Below are 21,117 nucleotides of genomic sequence, written 5' to 3'. Positions count from 1 at the left end.
TGCCACATGGAGCTACCGCAAATGTCCCTGGCAATAGGCGCAGTGCCGCTAGAAGGTTCGGCGGTAAAGACCGGAAGGCGCTTTTTATCAAAAACTTGGTGGAGCAGTAGGTGTTGGCATCGGAGTTGGTGTTGGCTCCATAGAATCGTTGCAGGTGTTGTTGTACCAGTACTTTCCGGCGAGCAAACAACCTTCCTCAGTATTGGTATCCGGAATTGCAGACGGAGTAGGAGTAAAAATCGGAGATGGTGTTGATTCCTGATAGGAATACAGCAGACTTCCGAGATTGCTTACCGAAGAAGCGTAATTGGTGGTATCCGAAGGAACTGCTTCTACAGTAATGGAATAGCTTGTGCCATTGCTCAACGCATTAGTCCAGGTAATGGAATTCGTCGTCGTATTATGGGTCACGCCATTGATTGTCACATTGTACGAAGCAGCTCCTGATACAGCATTCCACGTAATCGTCCAGCTGTGGTCCGGATTGACTGCATAAGAGTTCAGACTCGTCGTGCCGAGCGGCGTTGTGATCGTCTTGACCTCAATGGACACTGAACCGGCATCGCTGCTTGCATACTTCTTCTCGCCATCTGCAGGGTTGGCAATAACCTGAATCGTATAGGTTCCGGCCGGCATAGAATTGAACGTTACGCTGGTATTCTTTACCGTCTTGGAAAAATCCGGAAACATTACCGTGTAAGAAGCCGCGTTTGGAACAGAATTCCAGCTGACAAACACGTCTGTGCTTGAACCACTCTGAACAGCCTTCACAGCAGGAGAATTCAATTTTACAGCATTCAAGTTATCGTTATTTTTCTTTACGAGAAGATACCCGGTCGCTTTTCCATCAAGGAAAAGTTCTCCATCGTTACCAATTGTAACAACGGTTCCGTCCTTGCCATCTTTGCCATTGGCACCCGTTGACCCAGTGGTTCCAGCAGCTCCGGCCGCACCTGCCGCACCCATAGCACCAGTATCGCCTTTGTCGCCTTTATCTCCCTTTTCACCCTTCTGTACCTGAACAACTGAAGGGGTCTGTGCAGGAGCAGAATTCTGGCTGCCAGAGGGAAAGGAAGTCGTTCCTTTAGAGGAAGCATTTTCTGCTTTCTCTTCCGCCTCATCCGATGCGGCATCCGCACTTTTCTGGTTTGCTACAGCGTTCCAATTGCCGGATTCATCCTGATATTCCAGAACGCCATTCTGAATACGAAGAGATGGAGATGAATCATTCGATGCCCCTGTTGTGGATGCAGCCGCGCCGGAGGCACACCCTGTAAGCATCAATGAGGCCATCATTGCCGTAATCAATTGTTTCTTCATATACCTTACCCCTGCGTATACATTCTAATTCGGAAAGCCTCTTTCTGAGCAACGATTTGCGAAAGCCTGCAGTCTGAAAATGACAGATTTTCAAGAGGCTTAAACAGGAATTTCTCTGACAGATGCAGAATGCAACAGTCTCAAAAAGTGCAATTTTTTTCGGATTATAGTATTAACGGGGGAATTGATAATGAACTACTACGACATACTCGGCGTTGATCGGACAGCATCAGAAGAGGAAATCAAGGCGGCTTACCGGGCGATGATGAAAGCGTTCCACCCGGATTACTACCACGGTCACCGGGCGTTCGCTGAACGGAAAACCTCAGAGCTTAATGAAGCATATGCAACGTTGAAAGATCCGGAACTGCGAAAAGCGTACGATCGGGAGATCTTCGGCTGGAACTACGAGCGGGATCAAGGCCGTACAGTATCTGGTGAAAGTGAAGAAAAAGCGACTAATGACAATAAACAAGCTGAGAGCGATCCATCCAGTGCCGGGAAAAAAGCGGAGGAGTCGGCGAAAGCTGATGACTCTGGCTCAGCGAAAACCAACAGCTTTTGGAAAGACGACGGAACGAAATACGAGAATGAGCACGCCCAGCCTATGCAGAAGAGGCGGAGAACTTCTCAACGGATGGACTGGCGGGGTTTTGTGATTGCCATTGCTATCGGGGCCGCCATTATTGCGCTTACAAACAGCGTGGGCAAAGGCCAAACTGCGGCATCTCAATCGCAAACGGCAACAAGCTATTCCGTTAGCAGCACATCGAGCTCTGCATACAGCGGCAGAACGGTGAGAATCGCTGAAAGCTCGTATATCAAATTTTCTTGCCCGGACGAATGGACCGCACTGGAGACGGACGACGGGACAACCTTCTACGGGATGTCTGAGTGGGACGGATCACGCTTTGCAGTTGACATGTATTATTTTGTGGAAAAATCCGTATTTGCAGCAGGGTGGTGCCAATAGGCTTAATCAGCGGACTTTTTTGACATCGCATCTCTGAATTTCACCACATGTGGCGACATTATTGCCCGTCTGATGAAAAGGTCGACCTTCTCATATCGATTACTAGGCTCTGACAGAACAAACCAGATCAGATTCATCCAGTCCTGAAGATTGTCCCTGTCATAACCGCCATGTGCACGCATATATTGCTTTGCCAGTGAATGCAGATTGTTAATCGGATCCAGAGGATTGTCTTTGTCCGATAATCCTTTGGTCTCACTCGTAGTATGTACTTCTTCTGTCAGATGGAGTCGTTCGACAAGTATTCCATGCGAATTATCTCCATCATGAATCAGTTTTGATCCAGGCTTGATATGTTTTCCGAGAGCTTCCCATGTTGTCTTTCTGGATGGCTTTGAGTTTCCCTCTACGGCCAGATACATATGCCCATGATCATCATAAGCAGCTGCGACACAGATTTTGTTACGAGAAATGCCTCTTAGCTTCTTCCCATCCACGATTTCTGTTTCGTGCTTGATTACCGGAAAGAACATCTCGTCAAAGTAGATGTTTCCTTCCAGCATTACCTCAGACTGTATTCCTTCAAGTACAGCAAATACCTTGATCAACCAGTATCTGCCTGTGCTCTCTGCATTTCTGTTATCGCGTGCTGCAGTGCTGATGGAATGGAATTCAAACAGATAAAGAAGATATTCAATCCACTCTGAAATCGGAATCTTCCGATCCTGAAAGATTGTCCCTGTAAGAACACTGAACTTATGGCCGCAGCTTATACAGCGATAGCACTTTGTTCCGTCTTTATAGAAGCCGTACCTGATAAAATGCTCGGATCCGCAGATCGGGCAATGACTGACTGGAAGAGAGTTCAGAAACTGAACTTCAGATCTTCGGACAGGAGGATGCTTTGCATCATACCATTCATGCACGGTATCTGAAATCAGCTTCTGGGATTTCGAAATATCCGGGTCTTTATCCCATGAAAGCGTACGCAGGGAATGACCCCACGCATCCTTATCATCATGATTCATTTGTTGGCGGCTTGGAGCTTCCAGGAGCCGAATGACGAAACCGCCAAGTCAGCGTCAATCGGTTCCTGGAAACTTCCTGATGTCCCTTTCTCGGACATAGGAATTATAGTCTATTTCCAGAAGACTGACGGGAATTTACCACCCTGGTGCAAATGACGATTTTTTGTGGAAAATAGCAACGGCGAATATGAAGATCTGCGCCCGTGGTCTCCCATCATGTCGGATCTGTATGACGATTACAGCGGTGACGGTAGCGAGGTAATTAACACCGGAACGCTGACAGACGCTGACGGCGAAGAAGTTGGAGATCTTTTGTTCAAGAACGGCGACACAATCGGAGAAGTGTGCGTTGTTAATTCAAATACGGAAGGCAAAGCCGTTTATCTGACCTTCATTTATTCAGATTATTCCAATACTGAGCAGCAGGATCTCGTACGTGCCGTCGTCAAAAGTTTTGACTGCGAGCCTCTGAAATAAGGTACTCCGCATATGGGTACTATTCAGTTCCGCATGTGGCTTTTATCATGATGGCGATGATTACGTACGACAAGCTCTGGGCGCTTCTGAAAGAGCGCCGCATCAGCCAGTACTCGCTGACGACGCGCTATGGCTTACCGCGCTCCCAAATCTACCGCTTACATCACGAATGCTGGATCAGCACCAGGACCATCAACCGGCTGTGCGCTATTCTGAACTGCCAGCCAAGTGACATCATGGAATACTACCCAGATTCGTCAAATCCGGGACGGAATCCGTCCCGACTATATCTCTCCAGCAAGGAAATACTCTAACATGCGTGTAACTGCGTGGAGCGCTGCGCTAAGAAGGACAATCCTCCTGGCACTCCAAACCGCATATATTGCGAGCAACGTGATAACAATATTCTGCATATTCTTTCTCCTTTCACTTTTCTATATGCAGGCAGTTCGCTAATTTCCAATAAAACATTCGAAATTATCTATCATTTGCGCATCCGGCGCAGAATTGCCGCCTAGCGTGCGGATTCCGGCGCGTTATGCTGTTGAATGTCCAATTTATCATTCCGCGCGAGAAAGTCTCAGAAACGGCTCGCAGGCGCCGTATTCATGGGGTCACAAAAAAGACGGCGTCCTTACTTTTACCCAGGCCTTTCCGGTATATACCTATACGCAGGAAAGGCCAGGAATACACCCAGGTAATCCTGACCTTAACATTGTAGATTCATATGCTCATTACAACTCAATCAGGACTGGATTTTTCCTGATTTCATAATAGAAAAAAGCGGATGGAAATTCACTGACGGGTACTTGCTGTTTCTGAAAGAGCTGATAAATTCTTGCGAAGATCGTTTAAATTTCCTTGCTTAAGTTTATTCCGATCACAGATTCCTGATCCAATCCCTGCATATTTCGAACCTGCCACGAAATAATCATTAATGTTCTGCACATTAATTCCGCCTACTACCATGAGGGGGATTTTCCCTAATGGTGCTTGAATGTCCGAGATATATTTAGGCGATAATCTCGCTGCCGGAAAAACTTTTACGATATCAGCCCCCGCCTGAACCATTTTCCATATTTCACTTGGTGAAAACCCTGAAGGAACTGAAGCAAGGTCGTTTTCCTTACAGATTTTCAGCATCTGTTCCGTCATCATGATCGGAGAGAGTGCAAATTCCGCCCCGGCATTTATTGCTCGCTTCAGAAGGCCTTCGTCTAACACTGTACCAGCCCCGACAGGCACATTTGCAAATTCTAACCTTTTCAGTTCGGAAATGATGTCCTCCCAACCCGAAGTATTTGTAGTGATTTCCAGATTAAAACACTGAAAACGTGAGACTTCTTTTGCAACGAGAACTGCTTCTTCTAAGGAATAGCCTCTTAGAATCAAGGTGATTTTATTAATTTTCTTCATTGAAATACTCCTTCTAATGAATGAGCGCATGCTGAGAAGCGTGCGCTCATTGGATCGATATCAGTTTCTTTTCAGAATTGATACGACATAATTTATCAATTCCTCAATGATTCTGTCGCCTTTTTCTTTTGTAGCAACTGTTGCGTCGCCGTATATTCCTGATTTGGAAATTTCAGAAAGGGAAGAGGCATCCAAGCCATAAAGATCAGGTTTTTCTGGATATTCACGGACAGCACGGTCCATATGAACTAATTCTTCATGAGCTGAAAGCATCAATGAAGTTTCCCATTCTTCGGCGTGGAACATTCCATACCATTTCTCACTTTCCATATATTTCGGATAGAGGACATTCATGTTCGGATAGAATATCACAAGCACTTGGATATCAGGATATTTGTCGTGAATATCTCTTGTTGCATAACGGAGAGCTTTCGAATTGGAATCATGTCCATTCACAATCAGAATTTTGCGGAATCCCTGCCCGATTAGAGATTCAACAAGCTCAACGATCAGACGATTGAACGTGGCCTGTGAAAGGGTTAATGTTCCCGGAAGATCCTTCCAGACCCAGGAATATCCGAAGTTGACTGAAGGAAATATTACGGCATTGACCTTTTCTGCAATTTTCTCTGAGACGTATTCAGCTAGAAATACATCCGTCCCGACAGGAAGGTGAGGCCCGTGTTGCTCGCATGCTCCTACAGGGAGTATTGCATAAGCGCCACTCTCGATCCTTTCTTTAATTTCAAAGCGAGTACTTTCTTTTGCAAATATGCTTGTCATTTCCTGAAAGTCAGCCAATTCTTTGGATTGCGAATAAAGATCTGATCAATGTCATCCTTTGTAAATCCATTTCTCATCATGCGAGGAATAAATTTGGTCTTGATATACCGGAATCCCGGACCGCCGCCGTATCCTTTTAGATATGATGCTCTTCCCATATCGCCGGAAATCATGATCCGATTGACATATCCATGATTCTTCAGTATTTTCAGACATTCGATTCTGGTGGAATCCGGGTAATACTTCACTTTTCCACAGCCATCGAATTCGACATAACAACCATGTGAAGCAANTTCCAGAAGATATTCCGGGTCGCAGTTACGATCCAGATGCCCGATGCATACGCGGCTCATATCAATATTATGGCTTTCGTAGATTTCGGCAATTTCGATGGCCATAGTTCCCTGCTCGGTATGGCACCACAGAGGGGCTCCTGTTGCAAGGTGTGTCAATGCACATGCATGGGTAACCTTCACTTCATCCGGATGAAGAACGTTATAGGAGCCTCCGGTTTTGATCTGACCAGCTTTGATATCCGTTCCATAGCAGCCTTCTTCAATATCACGGATCATATAATCTGCCAGTTCTTCAGTGGTATATTCTTTTACCCATTCTGGATAGTACATGTATTTGTTGAAACCTGTAGTCCCGACAACATTAACTCCTGTAGATTTCGACATACGGCGAAGAGCTTCCGGGTTTCTCCCATAATCAATGGTGCTTCCCTCCACCAAGGTCTGCCCGCCAACGGCTTTGAATTCGTTTAATTCATACAGGGATTTGTCATAACTGGATAACTCGAAATCCCTGTCAGGCTGGTTAGCGGGAGGAACACAGTAGAGATGCTCATGAGGGTAAGTGAATCCTACTTGTTCGGGATCGATATCACCTAATACGGTTCTGACTTTTCCTTCCATTACGTTTTACCTCCGCTTATAAACCTGCTCCGAACAGCATTCCGACCAGGCGCATGATGACAAGAACAAGAATTGCATCCGTAGAGGCAAACCAGAGACCCTGAATTCCATAAACACTCAGATCAACCCAGTTATAGAAGATGACAGGAATAATTGAGAACAGGAAACCAAGAAGGAAGCCGGCAATCATTGCGCCTCTGCGCCCGCCTAATTTGTTTCCGAATACGCCAGCACCAGCACCCATGAAATACAGACCGATTACAGAAGGCAGAATAACTGCTGACATCTTGGTGGAGAGGGCTGTTGCAAGTAAGCCACCGAGTAATGAGAAAACAAACCCGATAGTTGTGGAGACAGGACCATAAGCGTAGAGAATAGGAATGTCGAGTGCAGGAATTGCTCCTGGGATAAGTTTTGTTGAAATGCCTTTGAATGCAGGAACGAGTTCGCCAAGGAACATACGCACACCCTGAAGAAGAACTAGCGTACCTACAACAAATTGCAGGGCCTGATCAATTGCATACTGGATATAATTCACACCTCCGGAATACTGGGAGACTACATCGCTGCCTGCATACAGGAAGGTGATGAGATATACCAGAATCATGACCATTGACATCAGGACGGACATATCCTTGAGGAAGGACCATTTATCAGAAACTTTCATATCTTCGGCAGATTCTTCCTTATTGCCAAGTTTGCCTCCGATCCATCCGCAAGCCCAGACTAATCCAGATCCCCAGAAGCCGAATGCCACTTCATTCTTTCCCGTAAGCTGTCTCATAAACGGCTGAGCAAGGGCAGGGAAGAGTACCTGGGAAACTCCCTGAACCAGAGAACCAATGATGATTGCCGGCCAGCCATTCAGCCCCATCTGATCAAGTACGATGGCCATGGTTGCGGCAAATGAGAACATCATATGACCAGTCAGAAAAACATACTTCCATTTTGAGAAGCGGGCAATCAGCAGGTTGATGACAAAAGCCAGAACCATGATCATTGATGTTTCAAAACCAAGGACACTCTGAACTGCCGCTGCAAGAGCATTATCTTCTGCAACAAAGCCTGCAAGATGAAAGGCTTCTGTAAATACGTTAGAGAATGAAGTAAGTGCAGTGCAAATGATACTTGATCCTGCGTTTAGCATCAGGAATCCAAGCAGTGTTTTGATGGTTCCAATAATTACCTGTGAGGCTGACTTTTTCAATAAAATAAGGCCAAGAGCCGCTACGATTGCTAGAACCACAGCAGGCTGTGATAGAACTGATACGATCGCATTAATTACTGCCATAATTATCCCCTTTCAAAATTATCTACTTTTCAAAATACGGAAGCATTTTCTTCTCGAGTTCATCTTTGTCGAGAATGTTGCTGATTGCGACAACCGGAACATCAACATCATGAATTTGAGCTGCAATTTCTGAAGATGCTACGATCAGATCGCATTGCCTGCCGGCATAAGAGCCAAGGTCACAAGCTTCACCAGTGACATTGACGTGGTGTTTTTCACCAAGTTCCTGGACATTCATTAAGGTCATCAGACTTGTTCCAAACCCCATTCCGCAGACAGATAGCACTCTAATCTCCTTCATTTTCCTTACCTCCTTTCTTAAGCAGACTGATGAATTCACTGTTTGAATGAATCTCGGATAATGTTTCGATATTCTCCGAATTCATCAGAAATTTTGATAAATCTTTCAGCATTGAAAGATGTGCAAGACCAGTGCGAGCTCCGACAGCAAACACAAATCGTACAGGATCATTAGTCGGATGGTTAAAGCAAATCGGAGACGATAATCTGACAAATGAAACGCAGGGGGTATACACGTAATCACCAGGTGCTGCATGAGGCATAGCAATATTCGGGGCAATTACAATGTATGAACCGAGTTTATGGTAGTTCTCAATCATTGACTCAACGTATGGCTTGGCCACCTTGTGCTCCTTCACAAGGATTCGGCCGGCACATTCAATGGCTTCTTCCGGAGAGTTTGCAGGAACATCAAGGTTTACGGAATTTTCAGTGAAATAATCAGACAGCATCTTCTTCTCCTATTATTGTGATGAATTCTTTATAGTCAGCGGATTCCAGCAGTATCCTGATCTTTTCTGATGTCAGAGAGTCAAACAGATATTTGATTGCATCCCTGTTTGAATCTTCATTCTTGTTTATGCCCATCAATAGAACCAGGCGAACGTAATTCTTGTCCCAAAGCACCGGTTGTTTCAGAATTGTAATTGCCAGAAAACTTGGGTTGTCAATCAGGCAATGCGGGAAAGCCGTATTAAGGGCAATCTCGGTAGAAGACAGTTTTTCCCTCTGCAGGATATTCTCTGCATCGTTTCCTGTTAGATAGCCATTTTCAATCAGCCTGCTGGTCATATAATCCAGCACTTTATCTTTGCTTTGGCTTCCAGAGAGAATGAAATAGTTTTCATCATGGCACAATTTTAGAAAGGGAGCCAGCCCATTTCGCTTTATGATTGATCTGCTGATTTTTTTCTTGTCGTCTTCATTGATGAATGGAGAAACAAAGATGGTATTGTCGTTTCTGAGCTCCGGCTCAGCAACAAACAGCAGCCCGATTTTCTGAAGATGGCCGAAGGAATCAATATCATCAGCTTTTCGCAGCCCAAGAATTTTCAGTGAAGGGAATTCTGCTTTCAGTTTGAACTCCAGAAGCTGAGCGGTACTGTAACTCTTAGAATAAAGAATGACAGCTGGGGTTTCGTTTTCTTTTTTCCTTCTTTCGGAACTAGAAGCAAAATGCAGGGTGAAATAACCAATATCATCATCGCTGATCTGGAGCCCGAACACTTCCGAAAGGCTGTTGGCCAATTCCAACGCATAGATGTGTTCACTAGTGTAATTCAGCCTGATCTGATCCAGAAGAGTGTTGTCCGCTTTGAGTGAAAGAATGTAATTCGTCATATTGCCCGAAATATGACAGGCAAGGGAATTAATCAGCAATTCATCATTCTGAAATTCAGTTCCGTACTTCTCATCATTCTGACGGAGAATATCTGTAATGATGGGGACCATTGTGTTCAGAAGATCATTGTACTGAACTTCTAATGGGTGATTATGCAACGCAAGCATCATCAGAATTCTCTCATCTGATGTGATTTGAATTTCAGAATTAACCGATTCGTATGAAATGAGACGAAGAACCATCCGGTCATCCATTGAAGGTAATTCATACATACTGTGAATAAGCGGAGTCAGTTCTACGGAATGCTTATTAATTATTCGAATCCAGCAGATATAAAGGTATCTCACTAGTTCCTTATCAATGGAAGGATCTTCCGTTTTTAGTACTTTTCTGAATTGCTCCCACTGTTGTTGCAACACATCAAGCACTGAAGAAGAATTTTTCGAAAATGTGCTCCAAACAAACTGCAGAAAATTGCGTATCTGGATCTCATTTCCAGTTACATAATAATGGTTACTTAAACGTGTGACTTTGATGTGACGTTTGCCAAGGTCTTCATTCAACTGGTTTACCAGGCGGCTGATTGACGCCTCGCTGTAATTCATTCTTTTTTCAAGTTGCTGAATAGTAGGCTCAAGAAGGCCGATCATAAACAGCATTTCATATTTTTCCTGACTAAGTAACCTAATTGGCGCGGATTCCTTAAGAAAATTTGAAAAATTTGTCTGATCTATGATCTGAAGCCTGAATCCTCTGGATTTTATTGGAATAATCCGGAAGGATTCGTTTTTGTCAGTAGAGTTCAGATATGAAATATACCGAAGAACAGTTCTGGCGGAGACACCTAAAGATTTTGCCAAATCCCCTGCACTCAGAACGTTTTCTCCTGAATCAAGGAAGAGGTTTACCAATGCCAGATATTTGCTGTCCATGTGCTTCCCTCCTCTAACTTATATGATATTCATAGAGCCTATAATTGAACTTCACGTTTTGTCGCTTAAAGCATGACAGAAAACCGAAAGACCAGCGGGATTTATTACCTTAGGAGTGAAACGAAATTGAAAAACATGTGGTTAACCTGTAACGATTTACGTTAGGGATGCTAGTCGCTCACAGAACAATCTCAAAATATGCGATAAATGCCGAGGAAGCATAGAGGATAATATCAAAGTCGGGACGGAATCCGTCCCGATCATGGCACAATGACAAACTTCGAATATGGAAACTACTCAGTTCTGCGCGTGGAGCGCTATCATGATGCTGATGATCACATACGAAAAACTCTGGGCTATGCTGAAGGCACGAGGCATCAGCCAATATTTACTTACAACGCGCTATGGTATATCGCGCTCCCGGTTGTATAGAATGCACCACGGATGTTTCGTCAGCACAAGAACCATCAATAAGCTGTGCGCTATTCTGAACTGCCAGCCCAGTGACATCATGGAATACTACCCCGATTCGTCAAATCCGGGACGGAATCTGTCCCGCCCATTCAAAGCTGTTCAAAGTCTTCCGCGGTCCAAGCATTTCACACAAATAATTGTCAATAGCACTAACGAAAAGAGCCGGATCACGATAGCCCGACTCTTCTTATCTATTGACGCAGACATAGGACGATTTCCCATTGTTGACATATTTTCTAAAAAGTTCTCGATTATTGACATTATTGACAGGGTAAATCGAACTATAGATAACCTATAAATGCCGAAAGACAATGCAGAACAGCCCTGTCCCGTTGCAGCTGGAGGCGCCATGCAGCGCAGATGAACCGGACAAGGATGGCGCCTCTGGACCCAAAAAAACAATGCAGGAAGTGTCTCCTCCCGTCATTGGTGAGTGCTCTTTTCCCATTTTTCAATGCAGAGAAGATGGACCATGTGTTCCCGTCCTCTATTGATGGAATGTGCTGACTCCTATGTGTTTCTAACCTTCTATGCAGCAGGATGCTGTTTTTGTGGCGTAGAACCCGTCTTACAGTCGCAGAAGCTCTGACCTTTGTAGTTGACTCATCTGACTTCTCTTTCCTCGAAAATGAGCGTTTCTCGAGCTTTCAGCACCTTTTCTGCTAATGCAGATAACTCGTGCCGCCGAAACTTTCTTCTAATTATTTAGGGAACTTACGGTTTGACTGGCTATGTAAAAAGTGAAGGGAGGTCTCTCATGACCAAGTTTCTGATTGCATTGCTGGCGATTTATGCTGTTTGGAGTTCGTATCGAATTATGCTGCTCTCCGCTATGATTCATTCGATTGCACGAATACTGGAAGATTTCCTTGCAATGGAAGAATAGCTCGGGACGGAATCTTTCCCGAGTACTATTCTCTTTCCTTATGCCGATCGAAATGTCGGAAGGATAATCTCTTATTTTTTGCAAGAGATGCACGGCGCTTTTCTACGTTATTGACGGGGTAGAAAACCCTCTACGTTATGGACGTTATTGACGGGGTAAAACGAACTACAGATAACCGTACAGGGGAAATCCGGTCCTTCATGGTCTGGCCGAAAGTGCGTGCAATGGGCATACGATCTTTCTGACTGCTACGCCGGATGATGTCCTGAAGCAGCGGGTGAAAGATGGAACTCTGCTCTGTCTGAAGCTGAATCAGCGCCCGCATGGCCATCCCCTGCCAGTGCCGGAACTGATCTGTGCTCCGCTGATGATCCGCCTCATTCTGCTGATCCGCTGGCTTCATTCGCACTCCGATCATCCCCGGATGGTATTTGTTCCGACAATCCGCATGGCTGCTCAGCTGTCCCGCTTTCTGCATCTCTTCTTTTCCTGCTATACATGCACCAGCAAAACCCCGGACCGCGATCAAGTCATCGATGCTTTCCGGAAAGAGAAAGCCGGCATCATCGTTGCAACGACAGTACTCGAGCGAGGCGTCACGATTCCCGGTGCCGATATCTGCGTGGTTCAGGCAGACTCTGGGGTCTTCGATGAAGCCGGCTTAGTCCAGATGGCCGGACGGGCAGGAAGAACCTTTGATCATCCGGATGGCGATGTCCTGTTTCTTCTGAAGCATCGCAGCCGGCTTGCTGAGGCATGCCGCAATTCCATCGAGGAGGCAAATCATTCATGCGCTGTCTGATGTGCGGAAACGAAATCGGGGAAGGAAAGAATCTCCAGGAACTCTTCTATCATGATGATGTGCTCTGCGTCAGCTGCCGGAATACCTGGAAGAAAAACCAGAAACACTTCCGTCTTGATGGGATCCTGGCAGAATCGCTGTGGGACTATCAGGGCGGCTTCCGCGATGCTCTTCTGCAGTACAAGGAATGCGGTGATGAAGCTCTGAAACCCGTATTTCTCTATCCATACCGGAAATACCTGAAGAAGAAATACCGAGGCTACACGATCCTCTGCATGCCAAGCACGATGGAGAAGATGGAACAAAGAGGCTTCTCGCATCTGCCCGGCATGCTGGAAGAGGCAGGTCTGCCGATTCTGGAACCATTTCTGAAATGCAGACCGATCGATCAGAAGAAAAAGTCCAGAACCGAACGTTTGGACCTGAGTCATGCGATTGTGCTGAAACCAGGAATGAAGCTCCCGGAGAAGCTGTTATTAGCAGATGATGTGCTCACCACCGGCAGCACCATGCGCGGAGCTCTTTCCTGTCTGGATCAGACGCACCATATGATCCGCATCTTCGTCTTCGCGCGTGTCCCGGAAACGAAATTCTGATCAGCGCTTCAGATCCTCCGGCGTCGTGATCTTGAAGTTCTCGTAGCTTCCTTCCACCACCCTGATCTTTGCGGAAGAGAAGTGCTCGACAATCGAGCAGTCATCGGTTCCCTGATATCCTTCTTTTCTCGCAAGATCCATGCAATGCACAAGCAACTCTGTCCTGAAAGCCTGGGGCGTCTGCGCAGCTTTAATCGTATTGCGTTCAATCGTCTTCACAATGTAGCCGCCTTCAACGACTTTGATCGTATCCTTGCAGGGAACCATCAGGCAGGCAGCCTCTTCCGTCTCCATCGTCTGCTTCATCGCTTCCAGGCATGCCTTGCTGAGAAACGGTCTTGCCCCGTCATGTACAAACACCACCTCTGAAGCCACCGCATTCAATCCATTGGAAACCGATTCCTCCCGGCTCGATCCTCCGCTGACCAGCACCACCCGGCCCGGGATCCGGCCGGGAATTTCTTTCCGGAACATCTCAGAATCCGTCACAATTACAACTTCTGAGCAATCCGGATCCGAAAGAAATATATCCATGGTATGTTCCAGAATCGTCCGTTCATCCAGACGATAATAGGCTTTATTATATCCGAGCTTCATGCGGGTCCCGCTGCCCGCCGCGACAATGAGAGCACTGTAGTTCATATCTTCCTCTTCCCGATTCATTATATCGAAGTTCATGCTGAAATTATGCTAATCTGAAGACATGAACTACGAAGCCGTATCATTTGATTTCAATGGAACCCTGGTCAAAGACGGACCCTATCATGTGGAAGCCTGGTCCCGCATTTCCGAAGAACTCGGAAACGGACNCGTTTCAAGAGAACTGATGGATACCCGCTACAGCGGCATGCCGAATGCGGAGATTCTGAAACTCATGAAACCAGGCCAGTCTGATGAATTCTATGCCCTCTGGTCTGAGAAGAAAGAAGCCTATTACCGCGAAGCCTTTGCCAGCACGCCTGGCGGTCCTCATCTGGTAACCGGGGCAGAAGAATTGTTCGGGATTCTGAAAGCGCATCAGATTCTCTTCAACCTCTGTTCCGCTTCCATTGCCAGCAATATCCGCTTCTACCGGGAAACCTTCCATCTGGATCAGTGGATCGATCCGGATCTGATTGTCTATGACGATGGTTCCTATGAGAACAAGATCGCCATGTATGAAGAAAGCGGACGCCGTATGCATGCCGGCACCCGCCTGCTGATCTTTGAAGACGCATTATCAGGCATCCGCTCCGCTTCCGCATTAAGCGAAGCAGGCCTCATTGTCATGCGGATGAAGAATCTTGAATCCGTCTATCCTTCTTATCCGAAAATTCTGAGAGTCATCGATGACTTCACGGAAATCCTGCCGGATATCATGCCGATACTGCTTGGCTGACTTCTTCCGGTTCGTTCATCTTCTCCCTGGCATAGTTCAGAAGCGCGGCACCATCAACATCGCTGTAGATTTTTGATGGAATCATCTCAAACTGGGTATCCGGGTATTTCTCCCTTAAACGCTTCAGCTGATAGCGGATCTGCGGTCCGAGCAGAATTAAATCCGCATCCCGGAATTGATCATCGATGACAATTTCCGGATAGCAGCTGACCGAACAATCGTATTTCTGGACGCGTGCTTCGGCACGCATTTTCGTTACCAGGAGACTGGTACTCATTCCGGAAGTACAGAGCAGTATGATGTTCTTCATGATCCTCTCTCCTTCTCAGGAAATCACTGTCCCAAGCAATCCATAAGAGAAAATACTCATGATCACCGCCGCAAGCGCAACGCCGATCAGAATGGAAATACTTGCTTTCTTCAGATCCATATCAAATACCGCCGCAACCAGGCTTCCCGTCCAGGCACCCGTCCCCGGAAGAGGAATGCCGACAAACAGCGCCAATCCCCAGAATCCGTACTTCTCGATCTTCGGTCTGTTCTTTTCCGCCTTGTTCTCGATCCATGCCGCAAGTCTTCCCATCTTATGGCTGGACATCCAGTGAAGCAGTTTCTTGATAAAGAACAGAATAAACGGAATCGGCAGAATATTTCCGATCACGCAAGGCAATAGTGCCCGCTTCAGCGGAATTTTCAGCATGCTTGCCAGCACGAGACCGCCGCGCTCTTCAATTAACGGAAGCAGGCTTACCAGGAAAACCGATACTTCCGGACTTACATGCTGTCCGAGCCAGGTTGCTAGATACCAGTTCAGAAATGACTCCATGAATCTTTTCTCCTATTTTTTTCTCTGCGCAGAACAAGATAGCATATTTAGCGTTTTCAAACAACATTTCCTCCGGCCTGATTCTCAGAAGAAGGCATGATCATGCGGTTTTCAGATCGTCTGTTTTTCCATCTCCCCTCGGGTTCTGCTTGTGCAGAAGAAAATGAATATGTGTAATCATTCACAGAAATTCCCGGATTCATTTGTATGTTTCCTACAAACGCTTCCGTTAATGATTGTGATAGCATTCTCAATGTTACAGGGGAGAAAAGAAAATGAAGAGAAACGTACTCAGAATGACCGCTGTCTGCCTGGCAGGCATGATGGCCCTCACCGGCTGTTCTTCCGGAACAGCTGCAGCTGCTTCCGCAGCCGCTTCGGCGGAAACCTCCGGAATGAAGGACGGCACCTATTCCGAAACGGTTCAGGGAAGAAATGCCGACATCACCGTGGAAACCACGATCGAAGGCGGAAAAATCACAAATGTCGTCGTGACTGACCAGCAGGAGACCAAGGAAGTCGCCGGCGCAGCCCTCACAGATGTACCGGCAGCGATCGTCGCCGCAAACAGCGTGAACGTGGACGGCGTGACTGGCGCTACCGTCACTTCCGATGCCATCAAACTCGCTGTTTCCAACGCAATCACTGAAGCCGGAGGCGATCCGGACTCCATGGCAGCAGTTGAGAGCACTTCCTCTGCTTCTGCAGAAACCGTGAATCTGGAAGCAGATGTCGTTGTCGTAGGTGCTGGCGGAACAGGTGTTTCCGCAGCCCTCGCAGCGCAGCAGAGCGGTGCCAAGGTCATCCTGCTTGAAAAGGCAGCTACCGTCGGCGGTGTCTCCATCATTGCCGGAGGCCCGATGGGCATTGATTCCCAGGATCAGAAGGATGCCGGCGTTGCCGGAACCTTCACGGTCAATGATGTTCTGGACTACTGGCAGAGCTATAACGCATGGATGGATGACGGACAGCTGTTCTACAACATCGCATCCAAGTCCGGAGAAACCATTGACTGGCTCGAAGAAAACGGCATGGAGTTCACCTTCATGGGAACAGAACAGGCTGCTCACGCAGATGGATTCCAGACCTATCACATCTATGCAGACCAGGACAACAAGCTCGGCTATTATGAGACCCTGGTTCAGAAATTCGAAGACGCTGGCGGTGAGCTGTATCTGGAAACCCCGGCAACGGAACTCCACGCAGAAAATGACAAGATCACCGGTGTCACCGCAGTCGGCAAGGATGGAACGACTTACGAAATCAAATGCGATGCTGTCGTGCTCGGCACTGGCGGATTCGGTGCTAACAGCGAGATGGTCGAAGAAAAAGTCGGATTCCCGTTAGAGACCTTCACGACCGGAACCCAGACTGGCGATGGTGCTACGATGTCCCAGGCAATCGGCGCCGGCGTCGGCAAGACCATTCAGCAGTATCATGGCGTCACCTCCTATTCCGGTATTCAGACCGGCCAGGGCAAAGACGAAATTGCCAAAGCAATCTATCTGGCCTCCTCTGTATGGGTCAACCGCAGAGGTTCCAGATTCTGCCCGGAAGATCTGAACTATGACACCGCATTATGCTCCAACGCTGCTGCTACCCAGGGAGAATACTTCTTCTCGATCATGTCTGAAGATATGGTAGATGCAGTCGCAGACGGCGGATCCCAGGCCCTTGGAGTGGATACTGCAGTTGCCTATGAACCGACGATCCCGATGTTCTCAGTGGATGAACCATGGACCGACTTCAAGGCAGCTCTCGAAGACGGTGTCGATAAAGGAATCGTTTTCAAGGGTTCTAATGCCGAAGAGCTTGCTCAGAATATGGGCGTTGATCCGGATACGCTGAAGCAGACCCTGGCTCAGTATGATGAATACTGCGCAGAAGGCGTTGATGAAGTTTACGGCAAGGACAGCAAGTATCTGACCGCATTAGGAGATGGAACCTTATATGCCGTCAAGGCAAGACCGGTATCCCTCGGCGGCATCGGCGGTGTCCTCGTCAATTCCAACCTGCAGGTCATCAAGGAAGACGGAACAGTCATCGGCGGACTGTATGCTGCAGGCAACGATGTCGCGGAAATCTACAACAACTCCTATCCTCTGGTCGAAGGCGTCACGATGATGACAGCTCTGACCGGCGGAAGAATCTGCGGATTATCTGCTGCAGAATACGCTGCAAACTGAACAGAAATCACCAATTTCCATCAAGATCAGGAGGCGTTCTCCTGATCTTTTCTTATACAATGGAACTATGAATCAGGAACAGCTGCTCAAGATCCTTCTGCAATGCGGAACGCTGCAGGAATACGTAGATGAAACCGCCCGGGTGCTCGACTGCCCCTACTGGATCATGGACGAGGGATTCCATCTCTCTGCCATCTCGCATAAGCCGGACGCCACTTCCCTCAGCAATCAGTATCTTAGGGATACGACGCTGATGGAATCCGTGAAGAGATGGGAGAAATTCCAGGTATTCTCTGATGAGACACACCTGGAGCCCTATCGGTTCAGAGATGATTTTCTGAACCGGGATGTCATGATCATGGATATCCTTGTCAGGAATAATCCGGTCGGAAGAGTGACGTTCTTTCCTCAGCATGAGATGGATGAAGCATCCATCCGCCTCACGATCCAGGGTGCTGCCACCTATCTCAGAACCACGCAGCATGACACGAACCATGACATGTACCAGCAGGCCTTTGCCTCCCTGTTACGCGGAGAGGATCCGGAATCATTTGCAGAATTCCTGGAAAGCGAAGCACCAGGACTAGAGCCTCCGTTTCAGATTTTCTGCATCTCTGCAGAAAACCGCGGCCGCTTGTTTGCCTACAGTTCGAGCATCCGCGAGATTGATGCATGGACGCTTCCGATCGTGACCCAAAGTGCCTTATATGTGCTCTCTTCTGCCCAGCATCCAATCGGCCAGATCCAGAATCAGCTTCCAGGGCTCGGGAAATCTTTCCCCTTTGAAGATCTCCGGAAGATCAGATCGTACGGAATGCAGGCCTTATATGCCTCACGCCACGGAAACCAGATTGTGCTGAAAGACTATGATCTTTATCTTCTGAGTCAGACGGCTGATCCCGAAAGCCTGATCTCGCCCAAAGTCCGGGCATGCATGAACTATGATCTCAGCTATCAGACACACTATTTTGATACTTTGTGTTCCTATCTCCGCCATGGCGAAAACAAGCAGGCTGTTTCTGAAGAACTCGGCGTCCATCTGAACACGGTGCGCTACCGCCTGGATCAGCTGAAGAACCTGTTTGAGATCGATCTGGAAACTGAACGCACAGAGATCTTTCTGTCCTGTATCGCTGCCGAATATCTGAACTCATGAGCAGAATTTTCCGATGATTTTTCTGCCTCCTGTTCTCTCTCTTCGCGTCAGAATCTGCAGAATATGCAGCAATAGAGAAAACAATTTTATCAATGCTTTCTTCACGTTTCATGGGTACTTGAAATTCCGGGTTGCAATTCACAGCCGATCTGAATAAGTGATCAATCGAATCAAACCCTCAGCAAAGCCTGTAACAATGGGCTTTGTTTTTATTCTCCCTCAAAAATAGGCTGAAATTGGCTAAATTAAAGTGGTCCCTGCAGCAGGACCACTTTACGCAAATACGGCTTTTTTTGTTATAGTATAAATGACCAATCAGTAAGTCTTGAATAATCATTTTTCTTTAAGTGAGCAATAAGTATAAATATGAACTTAGCTAGATATAAGAATGGAGATTGTTTGTTGTCATAGCCTATGAATTTTAAAGGCTATGAGTCTTTTCATGATCACTTTTCCATTTTTCTAATAGATTCAGTCATATTTGAATGATACGCGATTAGATTATTGCTTTTCCTTTCTGCTTATTGTTACTATTTCAATTAAAACATCAGTACAAGTAACATATTAGAAACATTAAAAAATGTCACAATGGATCAGGATCGGGCGTAACCAAAACGATGGCCTGGTCCAATCAGTATTTATATGGATATTACATTCTTACTGTAGGTTATTAACATGAAAAACAGGTTTGCTGGAGTGAAAAGACTGGATGCTCTTCTGGTTTCTGCAGTAGTGCTTTCAGGATGCACTGCAAAAAAGCAGGACCCGGTGATTTCATCATTTCTGAAAGCCGGTTCTGATGACATAGTCTTGATTCAGTCATTGAAATCAATGGATTTCTCGTCTCCACTTCATAAGAATGATTCTGATTTTTCTGAAGATTTCAAGCCTTACATTAATGAGATCAATCAGAACTGGGATGAACTCCTCAGCAATACCAGAGCGATTCTGAAAGAAGCAGACCTTCAGCCGGCTGAAAACGGGTCATCTGTTTCATTAACTGCAAGCTATTCGTTTGAGTGGAATGGCAATTATCAAGTAGCTATATTTCCGGAAGGATATCTCAGAATCAATCATCATGAGGAGGCCTCACTGTACCAGACTGATTCTGCTGCGGCAATTATTGAAGCATGTGAGAGTGCAGTTCAGAAATACGAAAGCTTTGCAGTTCAATTTGAAAAGAGTGGAATTCCGAAGGCAAATGGAATTCTCACTGCAATAACCAAGAATGATCAGGAAAATGCAGCTGGAATCTATCTTCAGTGTAAGGATCAGTCGATTGATCTAGCTGCAGAGCTCAATGAAATCAGCTGGTGCAGTGAGTATCAGGAAGTAACTGCCTATTATGAGAAAAGCGAGGCTCCTATCGGATCAGAACCAAATTGGCATCCAGGCAGACTGCTCATGGCAATTCCATCCGATAATTTCTATCAGAAGGAAACAACGTTACAGGACCTGCTTCATTTTCAGCCAGATTCCATAGAGACAGCATATTCTTTAATGAACGGCTATCTGAAATACATCATCTCTGATGAAGAAGAGATCGAGAATTATATCATGAGGATCTCACATATTCCCTTCTATTCAGACGGAGTCTGGCTTGGAAGCGCCGGAACACCGGTTGTGTATGTTACCTTCAGTCAAGGAGATTCCTATCTGAAACTCAGCGATGGAGATTATCTGGAAATAGTCAGCAGCGAAGACTCTGAGCCTCGCACTTATTACTTTCGCCTCAATCAGTCTTCCTTCATCAACCAGGAAACTATTTCCTACATGAATGCGCATCTGGACGACCTGTTCTTTTCTCCCAGTCTGAATTAATGTTTGTCAAATTGATTAACCCTGTTTTCGACACTCTAGAACATCTTGCTTTGATGACCGTGAATAACAACAATTCCGGAAAATTTTGGTGAATTGAAAAACTGAACGCAAGTTTTACGAAGTTATCGCAAGCTGTGTGTGACAAGGAATAGTGAGAGACCGGTTCTGAAGTAATTCCGGTCTCTTTTCTATGGATTTTCTGCCTGAAATGAT

At 46.4% G+C, this 21,117-nt stretch carries 23 protein-coding genes; 11 read left to right on the top strand and 12 right to left on the bottom strand.

All coding sequences use genetic code 11. The annotated features are described in order from the left end of the window. Positions 1–87: 87 nt before the first annotated feature. On the bottom strand, positions 88–1,320 hold the full coding sequence (locus FYJ51_RS05565) for a hypothetical protein (RefSeq protein ID WP_154504079.1): 1,233 nt from the start codon (positions 1,318–1,320) through the stop codon (positions 88–90). Positions 1,321–1,510: 190 nt separating this feature from the next. Between FYJ51_RS05565 and FYJ51_RS05560 the strand changes: the two genes are divergently transcribed. Continuing rightward, positions 1,511–2,293: a J domain-containing protein gene (locus FYJ51_RS05560; protein ID WP_154504077.1), complete on the top strand. Its 783-nt coding sequence runs from the start codon at positions 1,511–1,513 to the stop codon at positions 2,291–2,293. Between the two features lie 2 nt (positions 2,294–2,295). Here FYJ51_RS05560 and FYJ51_RS05555 read toward each other — a convergent pair whose 3' ends face one another. Continuing rightward, a complete protein-coding gene (locus FYJ51_RS05555) occupies positions 2,296–3,321 on the bottom strand; it encodes an IS1/IS1595 family N-terminal zinc-binding domain-containing protein (RefSeq protein WP_105304167.1) in 1,026 nt (341 codons plus the stop codon). Between the two features lie 165 nt (positions 3,322–3,486). Here FYJ51_RS05555 and FYJ51_RS05550 point away from each other — a divergent pair, with 165 nt between their 5' ends. Together FYJ51_RS05550 and FYJ51_RS05545 are read left to right on the top strand one after the other, a co-directional pair. Beyond that, positions 3,487–3,798, top strand: coding sequence for a hypothetical protein (locus FYJ51_RS05550; RefSeq protein WP_154504075.1), 312 nt, complete (start codon positions 3,487–3,489; stop codon positions 3,796–3,798). Positions 3,799–3,845: 47 nt separating this feature from the next. Further along, positions 3,846–4,112, top strand: a complete 267-nt coding sequence (locus tag FYJ51_RS05545; protein ID WP_235897232.1) for a helix-turn-helix domain-containing protein — start codon at positions 3,846–3,848, stop codon at positions 4,110–4,112. A 481-nt stretch (positions 4,113–4,593) separates the two neighbouring features. Here the strand turns inward: FYJ51_RS05545 and FYJ51_RS05540 are convergent, their stop codons facing one another. The 7 genes from FYJ51_RS05540 to FYJ51_RS05510 form a co-directional block, all read right to left on the bottom strand. Continuing rightward, a complete protein-coding gene (locus FYJ51_RS05540) occupies positions 4,594–5,214 on the bottom strand; it encodes a bifunctional 4-hydroxy-2-oxoglutarate aldolase/2-dehydro-3-deoxy-phosphogluconate aldolase (RefSeq protein ID WP_205946205.1) in 621 nt (206 codons plus the stop codon). 60 nt (positions 5,215–5,274) lie between these two features. Next, positions 5,275–5,997 carry a creatininase family protein gene (locus FYJ51_RS05535; RefSeq protein ID WP_154504069.1) on the bottom strand — a complete coding sequence of 241 codons (723 nt, stop codon included), beginning with the start codon at positions 5,995–5,997 and terminating at the stop codon, positions 5,275–5,277. Continuing rightward, a complete protein-coding gene (locus tag FYJ51_RS05530; RefSeq protein WP_154504067.1) occupies positions 5,994–6,914 on the bottom strand; it encodes a phosphotriesterase family protein in 921 nt (306 codons plus the stop codon). Before FYJ51_RS05530 ends, FYJ51_RS05535 begins: the two co-directional genes overlap by 4 nt. Before the next feature lie 16 nt (positions 6,915–6,930). Next, positions 6,931–8,205 carry a PTS ascorbate transporter subunit IIC gene (locus FYJ51_RS05525; RefSeq protein WP_154504065.1) on the bottom strand — a complete coding sequence of 425 codons (1,275 nt, stop codon included), beginning with the start codon at positions 8,203–8,205 and terminating at the stop codon, positions 6,931–6,933. Positions 8,206–8,227: 22 nt separating this feature from the next. After that, entirely contained in the window at positions 8,228–8,506 is a 279-nt protein-coding gene (locus tag FYJ51_RS05520) for a PTS sugar transporter subunit IIB (RefSeq protein WP_154504063.1), read from the bottom strand. Continuing rightward, positions 8,493–8,957, bottom strand: coding sequence for a PTS sugar transporter subunit IIA (locus FYJ51_RS05515; protein ID WP_154504062.1), 465 nt, complete (start codon positions 8,955–8,957; stop codon positions 8,493–8,495). The genes FYJ51_RS05520 and FYJ51_RS05515 overlap by 14 nt, the downstream gene beginning before the upstream one ends. After that, positions 8,947–10,779: a BglG family transcription antiterminator gene (locus tag FYJ51_RS05510; protein ID WP_154504061.1), complete on the bottom strand. Its 1,833-nt coding sequence runs from the start codon at positions 10,777–10,779 to the stop codon at positions 8,947–8,949. The genes FYJ51_RS05515 and FYJ51_RS05510 overlap by 11 nt, the downstream gene beginning before the upstream one ends. Before the next feature lie 286 nt (positions 10,780–11,065). Here FYJ51_RS05510 and FYJ51_RS05505 point away from each other — a divergent pair, with 286 nt between their 5' ends. From FYJ51_RS05505 to FYJ51_RS05495, 4 genes are all read left to right on the top strand, one after another. After that, positions 11,066–11,551 carry a helix-turn-helix domain-containing protein gene (locus tag FYJ51_RS05505; RefSeq protein ID WP_328597266.1) on the top strand — a complete coding sequence of 162 codons (486 nt, stop codon included), beginning with the start codon at positions 11,066–11,068 and terminating at the stop codon, positions 11,549–11,551. Between the two features lie 459 nt (positions 11,552–12,010). Beyond that, on the top strand, positions 12,011–12,139 hold the full coding sequence (locus tag FYJ51_RS13805) for a hypothetical protein (RefSeq protein ID WP_268892637.1): 129 nt from the start codon (positions 12,011–12,013) through the stop codon (positions 12,137–12,139). A gap of 277 nt (positions 12,140–12,416) precedes the next feature. After that, positions 12,417–12,941 (top strand): helicase-related protein, encoded by a 525-nt coding sequence (locus FYJ51_RS05500; RefSeq protein ID WP_154504060.1) that lies wholly within the window; start codon positions 12,417–12,419, stop codon positions 12,939–12,941. After that, positions 12,929–13,537 (top strand): ComF family protein, encoded by a 609-nt coding sequence (locus FYJ51_RS05495; protein ID WP_154504059.1) that lies wholly within the window; start codon positions 12,929–12,931, stop codon positions 13,535–13,537. Before FYJ51_RS05500 ends, FYJ51_RS05495 begins: the two co-directional genes overlap by 13 nt. On the opposite strand, the gene ispD is transcribed toward FYJ51_RS05495, so the two are convergent. Next, entirely contained in the window at positions 13,538–14,179 is a 642-nt protein-coding gene (gene ispD, locus FYJ51_RS05490) for a 2-C-methyl-D-erythritol 4-phosphate cytidylyltransferase (RefSeq protein WP_105304870.1), read from the bottom strand. A 61-nt stretch (positions 14,180–14,240) separates the two neighbouring features. On the opposite strand from ispD, the gene FYJ51_RS05485 reads away from it, so the two are divergent. Further along, positions 14,241–14,915 carry an HAD family hydrolase gene (locus FYJ51_RS05485; protein WP_154504058.1) on the top strand — a complete coding sequence of 225 codons (675 nt, stop codon included), beginning with the start codon at positions 14,241–14,243 and terminating at the stop codon, positions 14,913–14,915. Here FYJ51_RS05485 and FYJ51_RS05480 read toward each other — a convergent pair. Both FYJ51_RS05480 and FYJ51_RS05475 read right to left on the bottom strand, forming a co-directional pair. After that, a complete protein-coding gene (locus FYJ51_RS05480; protein WP_105303160.1) occupies positions 14,893–15,225 on the bottom strand; it encodes a PTS sugar transporter subunit IIB in 333 nt (110 codons plus the stop codon). The genes FYJ51_RS05485 and FYJ51_RS05480 overlap by 23 nt on opposite strands. A gap of 15 nt (positions 15,226–15,240) precedes the next feature. Beyond that, positions 15,241–15,741 (bottom strand): COG2426 family protein, encoded by a 501-nt coding sequence (locus FYJ51_RS05475; protein ID WP_154504057.1) that lies wholly within the window; start codon positions 15,739–15,741, stop codon positions 15,241–15,243. Positions 15,742–16,016: 275 nt separating this feature from the next. On the opposite strand from FYJ51_RS05475, the gene FYJ51_RS05470 reads away from it, so the two are divergent. The 3 genes from FYJ51_RS05470 to FYJ51_RS05460 all read left to right on the top strand — a co-directional run bounded on the left by FYJ51_RS05470 (position 16,017) and on the right by FYJ51_RS05460 (position 20,904). Then, positions 16,017–17,927, top strand: coding sequence for an FAD-dependent oxidoreductase (locus tag FYJ51_RS05470; RefSeq protein WP_154504056.1), 1,911 nt, complete (start codon positions 16,017–16,019; stop codon positions 17,925–17,927). Positions 17,928–17,994: 67 nt separating this feature from the next. Continuing rightward, positions 17,995–19,083 carry a helix-turn-helix domain-containing protein gene (locus tag FYJ51_RS05465; protein ID WP_154504055.1) on the top strand — a complete coding sequence of 363 codons (1,089 nt, stop codon included), beginning with the start codon at positions 17,995–17,997 and terminating at the stop codon, positions 19,081–19,083. A gap of 696 nt (positions 19,084–19,779) precedes the next feature. Next, the gene (locus FYJ51_RS05460) at positions 19,780–20,904 is read left to right on the top strand and encodes a hypothetical protein (protein WP_154504054.1); all 1,125 of its coding nucleotides are present in this window, start codon (positions 19,780–19,782) and stop codon (positions 20,902–20,904) included. Positions 20,905–21,117: the final 213 nt, after the last annotated feature.

It is taken from the genome of Stecheria intestinalis, assembly GCF_009696165.1.
Taxonomy (GTDB): Bacteria; Bacillota_I; Bacilli_A; order Erysipelotrichales; family Erysipelotrichaceae; genus Bulleidia; species Bulleidia intestinalis.
Note: the sequence above shows the minus strand (reverse complement) of the source record. Positions and strands in the feature narration are given on the sequence as shown.

Bases quoted from the DNA above. Each gene is read 5' to 3' on its own strand.
- FYJ51_RS05545 (WP_235897232.1), top strand. From the start codon at position 3,846: ATGATGGCGATGATTACGTACGACAAGCTCTGGGCGCTTCTGAAAGAG.
- FYJ51_RS05480 (WP_105303160.1), bottom strand. From the start codon at position 15,225: ATGAAGAACATCATACTGCTCTGTACTTCCGGAATGAGTACCAGTCTC.
- FYJ51_RS05470 (WP_154504056.1), top strand. From the start codon at position 16,017: ATGAAGAGAAACGTACTCAGAATGACCGCTGTCTGCCTGGCAGGCATG.
- FYJ51_RS05510 (WP_154504061.1), bottom strand. From the start codon at position 10,779: ATGGACAGCAAATATCTGGCATTGGTAAACCTCTTCCTTGATTCAGGA.
- FYJ51_RS05525 (WP_154504065.1), bottom strand. From the start codon at position 8,205: ATGGCAGTAATTAATGCGATCGTATCAGTTCTATCACAGCCTGCTGTG.
- FYJ51_RS05495 (WP_154504059.1), top strand. From the start codon at position 12,929: ATGCGCTGTCTGATGTGCGGAAACGAAATCGGGGAAGGAAAGAATCTC.
- FYJ51_RS05465 (WP_154504055.1), top strand. From the start codon at position 17,995: ATGAATCAGGAACAGCTGCTCAAGATCCTTCTGCAATGCGGAACGCTG.
- FYJ51_RS05505 (WP_328597266.1), top strand. From the start codon at position 11,066: ATGGAAACTACTCAGTTCTGCGCGTGGAGCGCTATCATGATGCTGATG.
- FYJ51_RS05475 (WP_154504057.1), bottom strand. From the start codon at position 15,741: ATGGAGTCATTTCTGAACTGGTATCTAGCAACCTGGCTCGGACAGCAT.
- FYJ51_RS05565 (WP_154504079.1), bottom strand. From the start codon at position 1,320: ATGAAGAAACAATTGATTACGGCAATGATGGCCTCATTGATGCTTACA.
- FYJ51_RS05535 (WP_154504069.1), bottom strand. From the start codon at position 5,997: ATGACAAGCATATTTGCAAAAGAAAGTACTCGCTTTGAAATTAAAGAA.
- FYJ51_RS05555 (WP_105304167.1), bottom strand. From the start codon at position 3,321: ATGAATCATGATGATAAGGATGCGTGGGGTCATTCCCTGCGTACGCTT.
- ispD (WP_105304870.1), bottom strand. From the start codon at position 14,179: ATGAACTACAGTGCTCTCATTGTCGCGGCGGGCAGCGGGACCCGCATG.
- FYJ51_RS05560 (WP_154504077.1), top strand. From the start codon at position 1,511: ATGAACTACTACGACATACTCGGCGTTGATCGGACAGCATCAGAAGAG.
- FYJ51_RS05540 (WP_205946205.1), bottom strand. From the start codon at position 5,214: ATGAAGAAAATTAATAAAATCACCTTGATTCTAAGAGGCTATTCCTTA.
- FYJ51_RS05515 (WP_154504062.1), bottom strand. From the start codon at position 8,957: ATGCTGTCTGATTATTTCACTGAAAATTCCGTAAACCTTGATGTTCCT.
- FYJ51_RS13805 (WP_268892637.1), top strand. From the start codon at position 12,011: ATGACCAAGTTTCTGATTGCATTGCTGGCGATTTATGCTGTTTGGAGT.
- FYJ51_RS05520 (WP_154504063.1), bottom strand. From the start codon at position 8,506: ATGAAGGAGATTAGAGTGCTATCTGTCTGCGGAATGGGGTTTGGAACA.